The organism is Pseudomonas sp. Mb7, from assembly GCF_054790525.1.
This window is the reverse complement of the sequence record NZ_CP186501.1, coordinates 3,132,025-3,145,930: the sequence shown is the minus strand read 5'-3', so window position 1 is coordinate 3,145,930 and position 13,906 is coordinate 3,132,025. Positions and strand designations below refer to the sequence as shown.

13 protein-coding genes are annotated in these 13,906 nt (G+C 60.0%); 5 read left to right on the top strand and 8 right to left on the bottom strand.

Annotated elements, in window-relative coordinates; genetic code table 11:
* Window positions 1–104: 104 nt before the first annotated feature.
* The gene (locus ACOYXH_RS14080; protein WP_095047992.1) at window positions 105–1,349 is read left to right on the top strand and encodes an NAD(P)/FAD-dependent oxidoreductase; all 1,245 of its coding nucleotides are present in this window, start codon (window positions 105–107) and stop codon (window positions 1,347–1,349) included.
* 9 nt (window positions 1,350–1,358) lie between these two features.
* Entirely contained in the window at window positions 1,359–2,159 is an 801-nt protein-coding gene (locus tag ACOYXH_RS14075) for a sulfite exporter TauE/SafE family protein (protein WP_095047991.1), read from the top strand.
* A gap of 42 nt (window positions 2,160–2,201) precedes the next feature.
* Here ACOYXH_RS14075 and ACOYXH_RS14070 read toward each other — a convergent pair whose 3' ends face one another.
* The 6 genes from ACOYXH_RS14070 to ACOYXH_RS14045 all read right to left on the bottom strand — a co-directional run bounded on the left by ACOYXH_RS14070 (window position 2,202) and on the right by ACOYXH_RS14045 (window position 8,575).
* On the bottom strand, window positions 2,202–3,482 hold the full coding sequence (locus ACOYXH_RS14070; RefSeq protein WP_099756578.1) for a TRAP transporter large permease: 1,281 nt from the start codon (window positions 3,480–3,482) through the stop codon (window positions 2,202–2,204).
* On the bottom strand, window positions 3,482–4,009 hold the full coding sequence (locus tag ACOYXH_RS14065; protein ID WP_038365548.1) for a TRAP transporter small permease: 528 nt from the start codon (window positions 4,007–4,009) through the stop codon (window positions 3,482–3,484). The genes ACOYXH_RS14070 and ACOYXH_RS14065 overlap by 1 nt, the downstream gene beginning before the upstream one ends.
* A 76-nt stretch (window positions 4,010–4,085) precedes the next feature.
* Window positions 4,086–5,057, bottom strand: coding sequence for a TRAP transporter substrate-binding protein (locus tag ACOYXH_RS14060; protein ID WP_258708427.1), 972 nt, complete (start codon window positions 5,055–5,057; stop codon window positions 4,086–4,088).
* A 60-nt stretch (window positions 5,058–5,117) separates the two neighbouring features.
* Window positions 5,118–6,011, bottom strand: a complete 894-nt coding sequence (locus ACOYXH_RS14055) for an SMP-30/gluconolactonase/LRE family protein (RefSeq protein WP_258708426.1) — start codon at window positions 6,009–6,011, stop codon at window positions 5,118–5,120.
* A gap of 30 nt (window positions 6,012–6,041) precedes the next feature.
* On the bottom strand, window positions 6,042–6,866 hold the full coding sequence (locus ACOYXH_RS14050; protein ID WP_258708425.1) for an NAD-dependent epimerase/dehydratase family protein: 825 nt from the start codon (window positions 6,864–6,866) through the stop codon (window positions 6,042–6,044).
* Between the two features lie 413 nt (window positions 6,867–7,279).
* Window positions 7,280–8,575 carry an OprD family porin gene (locus ACOYXH_RS14045; RefSeq protein ID WP_258708424.1) on the bottom strand — a complete coding sequence of 432 codons (1,296 nt, stop codon included), beginning with the start codon at window positions 8,573–8,575 and terminating at the stop codon, window positions 7,280–7,282.
* Between the two features lie 314 nt (window positions 8,576–8,889).
* On the opposite strand from ACOYXH_RS14045, the gene ACOYXH_RS14040 reads away from it, so the two are divergent.
* The gene (locus tag ACOYXH_RS14040) at window positions 8,890–10,545 is read left to right on the top strand and encodes an MFS transporter (RefSeq protein WP_095047985.1); all 1,656 of its coding nucleotides are present in this window, start codon (window positions 8,890–8,892) and stop codon (window positions 10,543–10,545) included.
* Window positions 10,542–11,684, top strand: coding sequence for an HlyD family secretion protein (locus ACOYXH_RS14035; RefSeq protein WP_095124546.1), 1,143 nt, complete (start codon window positions 10,542–10,544; stop codon window positions 11,682–11,684). The genes ACOYXH_RS14040 and ACOYXH_RS14035 overlap by 4 nt, the downstream gene beginning before the upstream one ends.
* Before the next feature lie 116 nt (window positions 11,685–11,800).
* On the opposite strand, the gene copD is transcribed toward ACOYXH_RS14035, so the two are convergent.
* Together copD and copC are read right to left on the bottom strand one after the other, a co-directional pair.
* Window positions 11,801–12,658 carry a copper homeostasis membrane protein CopD gene (gene copD, locus ACOYXH_RS14030; RefSeq protein ID WP_460410834.1) on the bottom strand — a complete coding sequence of 286 codons (858 nt, stop codon included), beginning with the start codon at window positions 12,656–12,658 and terminating at the stop codon, window positions 11,801–11,803.
* Window positions 12,659–12,661: 3 nt separating this feature from the next.
* A complete protein-coding gene (copC, locus tag ACOYXH_RS14025; RefSeq protein ID WP_258708422.1) occupies window positions 12,662–13,024 on the bottom strand; it encodes a copper homeostasis periplasmic binding protein CopC in 363 nt (120 codons plus the stop codon).
* Window positions 13,025–13,163: 139 nt separating this feature from the next.
* Here copC and ACOYXH_RS14020 point away from each other — a divergent pair, with 139 nt between their 5' ends.
* Window positions 13,164–13,784, top strand: a complete 621-nt coding sequence (locus ACOYXH_RS14020; RefSeq protein WP_007919317.1) for a TetR/AcrR family transcriptional regulator — start codon at window positions 13,164–13,166, stop codon at window positions 13,782–13,784.
* Window positions 13,785–13,906 lie beyond the last annotated feature (122 nt).

Genomic DNA, 13,906 nt, shown 5'->3' with positions numbered 1-13,906 from the left:
CAATAAAGATATGGCTGACCCACCGCTATCGCGAGCAGGCTCACTCCTACAATGGATTTGTGTGAAGGCTGAGAAATCCTTGCGTGCAGCAAAAGGAACAAGCAATGAACGATCAACACTGGGGCCCATCCATCAGTGCAGACATCGTGGTCATCGGCGGCGGTACGGCCGGTATCGGTTTTGTCGCCAGCCTGCTCAAGCGTGATCCGGCGCTGAAAATCACCGTGATTGAACCGAGCGCCCAGCATTACTATCAACCGGCATGGACGCTGGTCGGCGGTGGTGCCTACGACGTCAAAGACACCGCCCGGCCGATGAACAAGGTCATGCCCAAGCAAGCGAACTGGTTGCAAGCGGCAGTCACCGCGATCGACCCGGACAAGCGCCAGCTCACCCTCAACGATCAACGCACAGTCAGCTATCAAAACCTGATCGTCTGCCCCGGCCTGCGTCTGGCCTGGGAGAAGATCGAAGGCTTGCAAGAGAGCCTCGGCCAGCACGGCGTCACCTCCAATTACAGCTATCAGCACGCGCAGTACACCTGGGATCAGGTGCAGAAACTGCGCGGCGGCAAAGCGCTGTTCACCCAGCCGGCGATGCCGATCAAATGCGCCGGCGCGCCGCAAAAGGCGCTGTACCTGTCCTGCGATCACTGGCGTAAAACCGCCGTGTTGAACAACATCCATGTCGAATTCAATCTCGCTGGCGCCGCACTGTTCGGCGTGGCGACGTTTGTGCCGCCGTTGATGAAGTACATCGAAAAGTACAACGCGCAACTGGCGTTCAATTCGAATCTGGTCAAGGTCGACGGCCCGGCGAAAACCGCCTGGTTCGAGATCAAGGACGCCGACGGCAACGTCAGCCGCGTAGCGAAAACCTTCGATCTGTTGCACGTGGTGCCGCCGCAGGTGTCGCCGGACTTCATCGCGCAAAGTCCCTTGGCCGACGCGGCCGGCTGGTGTGAAGTCAATCCGCACAGCCTGCAGCATCCGCGTTATCCAGACGTGTTCGCGCTGGGTGATATCTGCGGCACCAGCAACGCGAAAACCGCCGCAGCAGTGCGTAAACAAGTGGTGGTGGTCGCGGAAAACCTGCTGGCTCTGCGCAAGCAACAATCGCTGCCGCTGAAGTACGACGGTTACGGTTCCTGCCCGCTGACGGTGGAGAAGGGCAAGGTGATCCTCGCCGAGTTCGGTTATGCCGGTAAGTTGCTGCCGACCTTCCCGTTGGACCCGACCGTGGCGCGGCGCTCGGCGTGGTTGCTCAAGGCGACGCTGCTGCCGTGGTTCTACTGGAACGGTATGCTCAAAGGGCGCGAGTGGCTGACCGGCCTGTCCAAAGTCGACTGAGAACATCCTATGTTGCTGGCAAGCCTGTTTGGTGTGGTGATGGGGTTGGTGCTCGGTTTGACCGGGGCCGGCGGTGGGATTCTCGCGGTGCCGGCGCTGGTCCTCGGCCTCGGCTGGACGATGACTCAGGCAGCGCCGGTGGCGTTGTTTGCGGTGGGCAGTGCGGCGGCGGTCGGTGCGATCGATGGCCTGCGTCATGGCCTGGTGCGCTATCGTGCGGCGTTGTTGATTGCCGCGCTCGGCGCGGTGTTTTCGCCGTTGGGCATTTACTTCGCGCACCAGTTGCCGGAGAAAATCCTGATGATCCTGTTCAGTCTGCTTATGGTCATGGTGGCCTGGCGCATGCTGCGCCGCGAGCGTCAGCAGGAAGGGCCGAGTGATCATGGCCATGCCAGTTGGGGTCAGAAGAATTGCATGCTCAATGAAGAAACCGGGCGCTTCGACTGGACCGCCAAATGCACCGCAACGCTGGCGGCGTTGGGCGCGATTACCGGGGTGGTGTCCGGTTTGCTTGGGGTCGGTGGCGGCTTCTTGATCGTGCCGGCGTTCAAGCAACTGACTGACGTGCAGATGCGCGGGATTGTCGCGACGTCGTTGATGGTGATCAGTCTGATTTCGGCGATCGGGGTGATCGGCTCGTTTCACGCCGGTGTGCGGATTGATGCGCAGGGCGCGGCGTTTATCGTCGCCAGCATTGTCGGCATGATCATCGGCCGTAAGCTCTGTGCGCGGGTGCCGGCGCGGGCGTTGCAGGTGGGATTTGCCAGTGTCTGTCTGGTGGTGGCGGGGTATATGTTGTTGCGGGCGTAAAGCAAAAATCGCAGCCCGTGAGGGCTGCGATCCATTAACCGCTTACAACACCAGATGTGGCAACCACAGCGAAATCGCCGGAATGTAGGTCACCAGCATCAACACCAGGAACAGCACCGCGTAAAACGGCAGCAGCGCTTTCACAGTGCTCTCGATGCTGACCTTGCCCACCGCCGAACCGACAAACAGCACCGCGCCTACCGGCGGTGTTATCAGCCCGATCCCGAGGTTGACCAGCATGATCATGCCGAACTGCACCGGATCCACACCGATACCGAGAATCACCGGCATCAGGATCGGCGTCAGGATCAGGATCAGCGGCGCCATGTCCATCACCGTGCCGAGCAACAGCAGCATGACGTTGATGCACATCAGGATCACGTAGCGGTTGTCCGACAGGGTCAGGAACAGCGTGGTGATCTTTGCCGGGATCTGCATCAGGGTCATGATGTAGCCGAAGCTCGCGGCGAAACCGATCAGGATCATCACGATCGAAATCGTCCGCACGGTGCGGTGCATCAGTTTCGGCAGTTCACTCCATTTGTAGTCGCGGTAAATGAACATGGTGACGAAGAATGACCACAGCACGGCAATCGCCGCCGATTCGGTCGCGGTGAAGATCCCCGAGAGGATGCCGCCGAGGATGATCACCATCGCCATCATGCCCCAGAGGGCCTCGCCGACGATTTTCAACGCCTGGCGCATCGGGATGACTTCACCTTTGGGGTAGTTGCGCTTTTTCGCGAAGATCAGGCACAGCACCATCAGGCAGGCGCTCATCATCAGGCCCGGCACTATGCCGGCCATGAATAGCGAGGCAATCGAAACCGTACCACCGGCGGCCAGGGAGTAGAGCACCGAGTTATGGCTTGGCGGAGTCAGCAGGGCTTGCACCGAGCCGCTGACGGTCACGGCGGTGGAGAAATCCCGTGGATAGCCCTTGCGTTCCATTTCCGGAATCAGCACCGAACCCACCGACGCGGTGTCGGCCACTGACGACCCGGAGATCGCGCCGAAAAAGGTCGAGGCGACAATGTTGACCAGTGACAGACCGCCGCGGACAAACCCCACCAGCACCCCGGCACACGCCACCAACCGGCGAGACATGCCGCCCTCGGCCATGATCGCACCAGCCAGCACGAAGAACGGAATGGCCAGCAGCGAGAATTTGTTCACCCCCGAGGCGACCTGAATCATCACCGCCTGGAACGGAATGTCGATCCACCATGCACCGATCAGCGCGGCCGCGCCGAGCGCGTAGGCGACCGGCATGCCGATCAGGATCAATACGATAAAGCTACCCAGCAGTATCAGAGCGTCCATTAAGCGGCACCTTCACTTTCTTCAACCAGGTCGAACTGCACGACGCGTCGTTTGCTCTGATCACCGAGCAAGAGTTTTTCCAACACGAAAATCAGCGTCAGCAAACCGCCCACGGGAATGGGCAAGTAGGTCACGCCAACCCGCAGATCGGGCAGAGCAGCCATGAACTGATTCCAAGTGGACATGCACAGTTTGGCGCCCCAGATCGTCATGAAGATGCAGATCGCCGCCATGAGCAGTTGTGAAAATATCGCCGCTGCAGATCTCAGTTGTGGAGGCATGCGATCGGTGAGCATGGCCACGGCCATGTGCGCACCGGCGCGGTAACTGGCGGCGGCGCCGATGAAGGTAAACACCATCATCAGCAGGATCGCCGTGGGCTCGGGCCAGCTCGAGCCGGTGCCCAGCACGTAGCGGGCGAACACGCCCCAGGGAATCATCAGGGAGATCGCCAGAACGGAAAGACCGGCGACCCAGATGCACGTCATGTAGATCTTGTCGTTGATACGCAGCAGTAGATTCTTCATCGGGTTCCACCGTAACCGGGCGCGCCGCAGTCATCGGGCGCACCGGGCCTTGTTCATGAGGACGGAGCGGGAGACGTTACTGAACGGCTTCGATTTTCTTGATCAGGTCGGCGTACTTCGCGCCGTACTTTTCCCGCACCGGAGCGGTGGCGTCGTAGAAGGGTTTCTTGTCGACCTCGATGAACTCGACGCCGGCGGCCTTGAGTTTTTCTTCACTGGCAGCGGACTTCTTGTCCCACAGCACGCGCTCTTCGGCTTGGGCAGCCTTGGCGGCGGTCTTGACCAGCGTCTGCTGATCCGGGGTCAGTTTTTCCCAAGTGATTTTCGACATCACGATCGGCTCTGGCAGGATCAGGTGACCGGTGAGGCTGTAGTACTTCGCATTCTGGAAGTGGTTGTGTTCGAGCAGGGTTGGCGGGTTGTTTTCCGCGCCGTCGATTACGCCGGTCTGCAGGGCGCTGAAGATCTCTCCGGTGTCCATGGCGATGCCGTTGCCGCCCATGGCGTTCATCATGTCGATGAACATCGGGTTGCCTTGCACGCGGATTTTCATGCCCTTGAGGTCTTCGAGCTTGCGCACCGGTTTCTTGGTGTAGACGTTGCGCGTGCCGCCGTCCATCCAGGCCAGGGCCACCAAGCCGAATTCGGAGTTGGTGATTTTGTCGAGGATTTCGTCGCCCACCGGGCCGTCGATGACGTTACGCATGTGTTGATGGTCGCGGAAGATGAACGGCATGTTGAACACGTTCACGTCCGGTACCACCGGGCCGACGATACCCAGGCTGACGCGAGACAGCTGTACGGCGCCGACTTGCATCTGCTCGATGACTTCCTTTTCGGAACCCAGCACACCGCCGGGGAAGTACTGAAAGGTCAGCTCGCCGTTGGTTTCCTTGGTCAGGGTCTTGCCCATGTTTTCTTCGGCCACCACGGTTGGATAACCGGCGGGATGAATGTCAGCGAATTTGAGTTGCAGGGCCTGAGCGGCGCCAGTGAAGGTAAACATCAGCGGGAGTGCAGCGGCCAGCAAGGTGCGTTTGAAGTACATGGGGGTGAGTCTCCAGTCTTGTTATTGTTGTGTTCAAGGCGCAGCGGTGCAGCAGAGGGTTTAAAGCAAATCGTTGAACAAGGGTTCCGCAAGGCCTTTGACATTGGGGTTCAGGGCGAATACGCCACCGGCCAGAGAGTGCGGATCGTGGTCGTCGCCGGGACGAATCGAGGTGACGAACAAAGTGTCCATGCGGCTGCCGCCGAAGGCACACATGGTCGGTTTTTTCACCGGCACCTCCAGTGAGAAATCAAGACGACCGTCCGGCGCGAAGCGGTGAATCAGGCCGGCGTCGTTGGCGCAGATCCAGTAGAAACCTTCAGCATCCACGGCAGCGCCATCTGGCCGCCCGGGGAAGTGGTTCATGTCGACGAACACACGACGGTTCGACGGCGTGCCGGTATCGGTGTCGTAATCGAACGCCCAGATCAGTTGCACGTCGGGGTGCGAATCGGACAGGTACATCGTCTTGCCGTCAGGGCTGAAGCCGAGGCCGTTGGGCACGATGAAACCGTCGAGCTGCGCTGCGATCACGCCAGACTGCCCGGCGCCGTAGCGATAGAGCCGACCTTCGGGCGCACTCAGCCCCATGTTCAACACCATGCTGCCGGCCCAGAAACGGCCCTGTCGGTCGCAGCGACCATCGTTGAGGCGCATGTCTGCGCGACTGTGCTCGACGCTGGCCAGCCGTTCGCTGTCGAGGCTGCCGTCGCTGTGCGGGTGCAGATGAAAAAAGCCGCTCTCCATGCCGGCGACCCAGCCGCCACCGCTATGGTGGGCGATGCAGGCGAGCATTTCCGGGGTTTTCCAGGCATGCACGTGGCCGGTGTCGGCGCTCCAGCGTTGCAGCCCGCCGTTGGCAATATCCACCCAATACAGCGCGTTTTCCTGCGGCACCCAGACCGGGCTTTCGCCCACGGCGTTGCGGGCATCGACGATCAATTCGGCTTGCATACTCATTCCTTCGCGTCGTTGTCAGGGTGATCAGTCGCCGAACGGACCTGCGGCGACAAACGCGCCGCCCTGATAGATCCGCGCCGGGTCATCGGCGGCCGGCATCGGTTGCGCCTCGACTTTTTCGCGGAACACTTCGGAGCTGTCCTTCGCCTCAAAGCCGAGGTGGCTGGCGAAGCGGTTGTCCCACCAGACGTCCTTGTTGGCGGACATGCCGTAGACCACGGTGTGGCCGACGTTCGGCGTGTACAGCGCGCGTTCGAGCAATTGCGTGAGGTCGTCGAAACTCAGCCAGGTGTGCATCATTCGGCGGTTTTGCGGCTCGGGAAACGAGGAGCCGATGCGGATACTGACGGTCTCGATGCCGTAGCGATCGAAGTAGAAACTGGCCATGTCTTCGCCGTAGGACTTGGACAAGCCGTAGTAGCCATCCGGGCGGCGCGCGGAGCTGGCGTCGAGCGGTTCGTCCTGTTTGTAGAAGCCGATGACGTGGTTGGAACTGGCGAAGATCACTCGCTTCACGCCATGCCGGCGCGCCGCTTCGTAGATGTGAAACACGCCGCAGATATTGGCGCCGAGGATTTCTTCGAAGGGCCGCTCGACGGAGACGCCGCCGAAATGCAGGATCGCATCGACACCTTCGACCAGTTGATGCACGGCGTGTTTGTCGGCCAGATCGCAAGGGACGATTTCTTCGCGATCATCGACGGCCGCGGCAATGGCGGCAATGTCCGACAGGCGCAGGACATTGGCATAAGGGCGCATACGTTCGCGGAGGACTTTGCCCAGGCCCCCGGCAGCGCCGGTCAGCAGCAGACGGTTGAACGGGGCGTGGGGAGTAGAGGTAGACGTCATGGCAAGCCCTTACACGTTGTTATTAGGTTTGTTGTAGGTTGTCGTATGACTGCGCTGAAGTATCGGTAGGGTTTCCGGAACTTGTCAACGCGACTTTTGGTGTAGATGACGGAAGGCCTGGCCTCTTTTCAATCACCACAGTTCTGTATTTGCAATGCAATCCCATGTGGGAGCGAGCCTGCTCGCGAAAGCGGTGTGTCAATTAACATCGATGGTGAATCTGCCGCCGCCACCGCTGGCAAGCCAGCTCCCACAGGTATCAGCGTTGTTTTCAATTACTGCATTCACCACAAAATCCTGTGGGAGCTGGCTTGCCAGCGATGAGGCCGGTCCAGGCAACTCTTGTATCGACTGACACGCCGCCTTCGCGAGCAGGCTCGCTCCCACAGGGAAACTCGGTGTGACGACTGGCTTTACAACAACGAAATCGGATAACTGATAAAGATCCGGTTCTCGTCAAACTCGTTGGTGCTGAAGTCCCGCCGTATCGTCGCGTTGCGCCATTTCACGTTGAGATTCTTCAGCGGGCCGCTTTGCACGGTGTAGGCCAGTTCCGACTCGCGGCCCCATTCCTTGCCGTCATTGGTGGTGGCGGTGTGCACGTTGTCGCCGCTGATGTAGCGGTTCATCAGGGTCAGGCCCGGAACACCGAGGGCGACGAAGTTGTAGTCGTGGCGCAACTGCCAGGAGCGTTCCTTGGCGTTGTCATAACTGGCGTTGTAACTGTCGTTGGCGAGGGTGCCGCCGCTGGTGCCGTTGACCCGCATCCACGCGTCGTCGCCACTGAGCTTTTGCAGACCGACATAGAAGGTGTTGCCGCCGTAGCGGGCCGAAAGCAGGGCGAACGCGGTTTTGTTGTCGAGGTCGCCAGCTTGGGCGCTGCCGTCTTCCTTGCCGGTGAAGAAACCGAGGTTGGCGCCGAGGGTCCAGTCGCCCAACGGCTGGCTGTGGCTGAGGTTGAAATACTGCTGCTGGTAGATGTCGCTGAGTTCGGCGTACCACACGCCGACGAGGGTACGCTTGTCGTTGAAGGTGTATTCGCCGCCGCCGAAGTTGAAGCGGTCGGAAGTGAACGCGCCGCGGCCGTTCATCGACATGTCTTCCATGCTCGCGTCATTGCGCGGGCTGTTGCCACGGAACTGGCCACCGTAGACAGTCAGGCCATTGATCTCGGTGGAGGTGATCTGGCCGCCGCGAAAGGTCTGCGGCAGCGAGCGGCCATCGTCGGAACGCAGGATCGGCAGCACCGGCATCCATTCGCCGACCTTCAATTCAGTCTTGGAGACTTTGGCCTTCAACGCCACGCCGAGCCGTCCGAAATTGTCGGCCGGACGCCCGTCATCGTGGATCGGCAACAGTTGCGTACCGCCCGTACCTTTGCCGCCATCGAGCTTCTGCGAGTACATGCCAAGGATGTCGAGCCCGAAGCCGACCGTGCCTTGGGTGAAGCCGGATTTGGCATCGAGAATGAAGTTCTGCGTCCACTCTTCAGCCTTGCCCTGCGGGTTGGCCGGGTTGACGAAGTTGCGGTTGAAGTAGGCATTGCGCAGGTTCAGCGTGGCTTTGCTGTCTTCGAGAAAGCCTTCGGCATCGGCGCTCATCGGTAAGGCAAGGGCGAGGCTGCTGCAGCCGATCAGGCCGATGGTGGAACGCGGGCGAAGCGTGGCAAAGCGGGAAGGGCGGACGGAACTGCAGACGAGTGTACTCACTGTGACGCTCCCTGTTGCGTTTGTTGTTTTTATTATTTGTCATACGTCGTCGTACAACATGGTTGCGGATATTTCCTCGGTTTTCCGGGAATGTCAACAGCAAGTTATACGATGACTTGCCGTCGCGACGCAGATCACTTTGTAGGAGCTGCGGCACGCTGCGATCTTTTGATCTGGCTTTTTAAAAAACAGGATCAAAAGATCGCAGCCTCGTTTCACTCGACAGCTCCTACAAAGATTTGTGTTGTCCATGGGATGTGTGTTGCCGGTGAATTTGCGGCAAACTTCACCCACGTTCCGCACAAGGCCTTTCCATGGATCAATACGCCCCGCGCAACTGGCAGCCCCACGAAAAACCCAGTCTGCCCGGTTCCCCCTCGACGCCGTTGCACTCCAACCCCAAGCGCCTGGCCTATGCGCTGGTCGGTTTACTGGTGGCGGTGACCGGTGGCTTGGGCAACTCGCTGGTGGTGGCCAACCTGCCTTATCTGCAAGGCGCACTCGGCGCGACCACGGCGGAAATGGCCTGGTTACCGGCGGCGTACGTAATGACCAACGTGTCGATGAACCTGTTGCTGGTGAAGTTTCGTCAGCAGTTCGGTTTGCGTGCATTCACCGAAGTGTTTCTGGTGCTGTATGCGCTGGTGACTTTCGGCCATCTGTTCGTCAACGACCTGAATTCCGCGGTGGCGGTGCGCGCGGCCCACGGCATGGTGGGCGCGGCGCTGAGTTCGCTGGGCCTGTATTACATGGTCCAGGCGTTCCCGGCGAAGTGGCGGCTGAAGGCGCTGGTACTCGGCCTCGGCACCTCGCAACTGGCCTTGCCATTGGCGCGATTATTTTCCGAAGACTTGCTGCAGATCGCCGAATGGCGCGGCTTGTATCTGTTCGAACTAGGCATGGCACTGCTGTCGCTGGGCTGCGTATTGATGCTCAAGTTGCCACCGGGCGACCGCTTCAAAACCTTCGAAAAACTCGACTTTCTCACCTTCGCCATTCTCGCCACTGGCGTGGCGCTGCTGTGTGCGGTGTTGTCGCTGGGGCGGATTGACTGGTGGCTGGAGGCCAACTGGATCGGCTACGCGCTGGCTGCCTCGATTGCTTTGATCCTCGCCGGTCTGGCCATCGAACATAACCGCAGCAACCCGCTGCTGATGACCCGCTGGCTTGGCAGCGGGACGATGATCCGCCTGGCGCTGGCGGTGACCCTGATTCGCATGGTCACCTCGGAGCAGTCCACCGGTGCGGTCGGTTTCATGCAGAACCTGAACATGGGCTACGAGCAACTGCACAGCCTGTACGTGGTGATGCTGATCGGCAGTGTCGCGGGATTGTTGACCAGTGCGCTGACCATCGACCCCAAACACCTGCTGATGCCGCTGATTATCTCGCTGGCACTGATGGCCACCGGGTCGGTGATGGACAGCTTTTCCAACAACCTGACCCGCCCGGAAAACCTCTACTTCAGCCAGTTTCTGCTGGCCTTCGGCAGCACGTTTTTCCTCGGCCCGACCATGGTTTTCGGTACGCGCAACGTGCTGACCAATCCGCGCAATCTGGTGAGTTTTTCCGTGCTGTTCGGGATCTGCAACAACCTCGGTGGCCTGCTCGGTGCGGCGCTTCTGGGCACTTTTCAGATCGTCCGGGAAAAATTTCATTCCAGTCAAATCGTTGAGCACCTGACGCTGTCTGACCCTTTGGTGGCTGCGCGTGTGCAGAGCGGCGGTTCGGCGTATGGCTCGCTGTTGGCCGACCCGAGTTTGCGCAATCTGGCGGGTATTCGCAGCCTGTCCAATGCCGCGACCCGAGAGGCCAATGTACTGGCCTACAACGATGTGTTCATGTTGATCGCTGTGATTGCTGTGCTGACCATGATCTGGCTGTCCATTCGTGCGCTGTGGCTGATGAGCACCACCAAAGCCGTCGCCCCCGCGCCTTCCACACCTTCGAGCGGTGCCACTTCTTCATGACCGAACCGACCACCACAACCACCAATGCCATTGCCGCCACGCCCGAGGGTGTGGCACCGCCGTCATCGCCGAACACCGAGCCGCGCTCGCTGCGCGTGCGGATCATTTCTTCGCTGGGCTTTGCCGCGATTGCCATCGTCGGCGTGTTGATCGTTTTGTATGCCTGGCAATTGCCGCCGTTCAGCAGTGCGGTTGAGACTACCGAAAACGCGTTGGTGCGCGGGCAGGTGACGATCATCGGCCCGCAACTCGCCGGTTATGTTTACGAGGTGCCGGTGCAGGATTTCCAGTACGTGAAGGCCGGGGATTTGCTGGTGCGTCTGGACGACCGCATCTATCAGCAGCGACTCGACCAGTCACTGGCGCAACTGGCGGTGCAGAAAGCCGCGTTGGCCAATGTGGTGCAGCAACGCAACAGCGCCGAGGCGACGATCAAATTGCGTCAGGCGGCGCAGGCCGACAGCGAAGCGCAGTTGCGCAAGAGTGAAGCGGATCTGCGCCGGAATCAGGAATTGGTACGCGACGGTTCGGTGTCGAAGCGCGAGATGGACGTCGCGCTGGCGGCGAATGCGCAAAGCATTGCGGCGGTCGCGCAAGCCAAGGCCAATCTGGAAATCGCCCGTCAGGATCTGCAAACGGTGATCGTCAATCGTGGCTCGCTGGAGGCGGCCGTGGCCAGCGCCGAAGCGGCGGTGCAACTGGCACGGATTGATCTGTCGAATACGCGCATCGTCGCCCCGCGTGACGGCCAGCTCGGGCAGATCGGCGTGCGCCTCGGTGCCTACGTCAACTCCGGAGCGCAGTTGATGGCGTTGGTGCCAAACCAGAAATGGGTGATCGCCAACATGAAAGAAACCCAGATGGATAACGTGCGCGTCGGGCAACCGGTGCGCTTCACCGTCGATGCGCTGAATCACCGCCGATTCACCGGGCATGTGCAGCATATTTCGCCGGGGACGGGCTCGGAATTTGCCCTGTTGCAGGCGGACAACGCCACCGGCAATTTCGTCAAAATTGCCCAGCGGGTGCCGGTGCGGATCACCATCGATCCGGATCAGCAGGAAGAGGAGCGTTTGCGGCCGGGGATGTCGGTGGTGGTCAGCATCGACACCGCAGCGGGCGACACCCAACCTCACTGATCAACAGATAACCCTGTGGGAGCTGGCTTGCCAGCGATGACGTCGGCATATCCGAAATATCTGTTCCTGACACACCGACATCGCTGGCAAGCCAGCTCCCACAGGGGGATCGTGTTTCAGGTTGTGATCATCGGCGGTAGCGTGCCGAGCAGGGATACGGCGGCTACGGCACCAATGCCGAGTAACCATTCCAGCATCACACTGCGCTTGAGCGCGCCCATCCGCTGTTCGCAATCCTCAACCCGCAAGCGGTTGAACAGCGCCAATCCGAGCATGGCCAACACCAGCAGCGCCTTGATCAGCAGAATCAACGCAAACCCGCTGAACAATGGCGTCGGCCACCACTGGCCGGTCAGCACGCGGACGTTAATCAAACCCGTAATCAGCAACCCCGCGACCAAGGCATAACCGATCCCGCTGAAGCGCCGCAAAATTTCACGCATCGGCTCCGTCGGCTGACGCAGAATCAGCACCAGCATCAACAACCCGCCCAACCACGCCGCCACGCAGGTCAGATGAACGATCTGGTTGAGAATCAGCAATTGCCCGCTCAAACCATCGAGCATCGCACCATGCCCGACCGGTGCCAGGGTCGCGAGCAACAATGCGCTCAAGCCCAAACGCAACGGCATGCTCGAACGCCAAGGCGTGAACAACAGCGCCAACAGCGCGGCATTGATCAGCAGATGCCAGCGCCATACCTGACCAAAAAACGTATGACCCAGCACCAGCGCAACCGTGTCTGGGTCAAACGCCGCCGCTGCCGAACCGGCCATGCTCGCGGTGATCAACAGCGCCCAGGCAATTCCGCTGAGCAGTGCCACAGTCGCCAGCCAACGCGCCAGTCGCGCCAGGTGCCGGTCCACTTGCGGCGCTTCATCCTTGAGCAGCAACGGCCTGAACAACCAGGCCCCGAACAGCATCAACACCACGATGAAATGCACAAAGCGGCACAGCACCAGCGCTTCACTCATGAATTACTGACTCACCTTGAACTGGTAGGCGCCTTCGCTTGTGTGCGTGTCGACAGACACTGCGTGCCATTCGACTTTGTACTCGCCGGCGCTCAAAGGAGCTGCGGGGGTAACGATCAGGGTTTTCTTGTCGCCCTCGGTGGTCAGCGGTTTGACCGCGACCGGTGCGCCATCGCGAGTCAACGTGACTTTGGTGAAACTGGCCTCGACACCTTCGGAAAAGGTCAGGCGCAAATCGGCGGGAGCTGCGACTGTGCTATCGGCGGCCGGGATCTGGCTTTTCAGGTGGGCGTGGGCAAATACGGAAGATGCGGCGAACAGTGAAGCGAGCAGGGCAGTGGTGGTCAGGACGTTCTTGAACAGCATCGCGAATACCTCTGAGGCAGGAGTGAAGAAGCGTCAGTTTAGCCATCCGCTCACGCCAGTACGAAGTTTTGTTTGCAGCGGTCGCCCGCGGACCAGAGCGGATGCTAGTCTTGGGCAACGCTGTTGTCAGGGAGCCCTCATGGGCAATCACAAGATCGAGATTCGTCGCAACAACGTCGAGAAAATTCTCCTCGCGGCGGAAAAAGTCTTCGCCGAAAAAGGCTTCGGCGGCACGGCCATGGCCGACATCGCGGCTGAAGTGCAACTGCCGCGCTCCAACCTGCATTACTACTTCAGCACCAAGAGCGAGCTGTACAGCGCGGTGCTGTTCGATCTGCTGGAAGTATGGAAACAGGATGCGCTGTGCTTTGAGATGTTCGACGATCCGCGCGTGGTGCTGAGCAGCTACATCCGCGCCAAGATGAACCACTCGCGCAGCCGACCGTACGGCTCGAAAGTCTGGGCCAACGAGATCATCCACGGCGCGCCAACGTTGGGCGAGGCGCTGGATGTCAGCCTGTATGACTGGGCGAAAATGAAGGAAGCGAAGATTCGTCAGTGGGTCGAGGACAAGCGGATTCTGCCGGTGGAACCGTCGAGTTTGCTGTACATGATCTGGGCGTCGACGCAGCACTATGCCGACTTTGATCATCAGGTGAATATTCTGAATGAGCATCAGCCGTTGTCGGATATGCAGTTTGAGCGGGCGGTGCAGACCGTTACCAGTGTGATATTGCGTGGGATCGGGCTGGAGCCCTAGAAGCAGACCCTCACCCCAGCCCTCTCCCGGAGGGAGAGGGGGCCGACCGAGGTGTCTTTCGAGTTACATCGACCTGAAGAACCGAGTCGATTGCGGATTCAAAGCCGTCCGAGCCTGTGGCT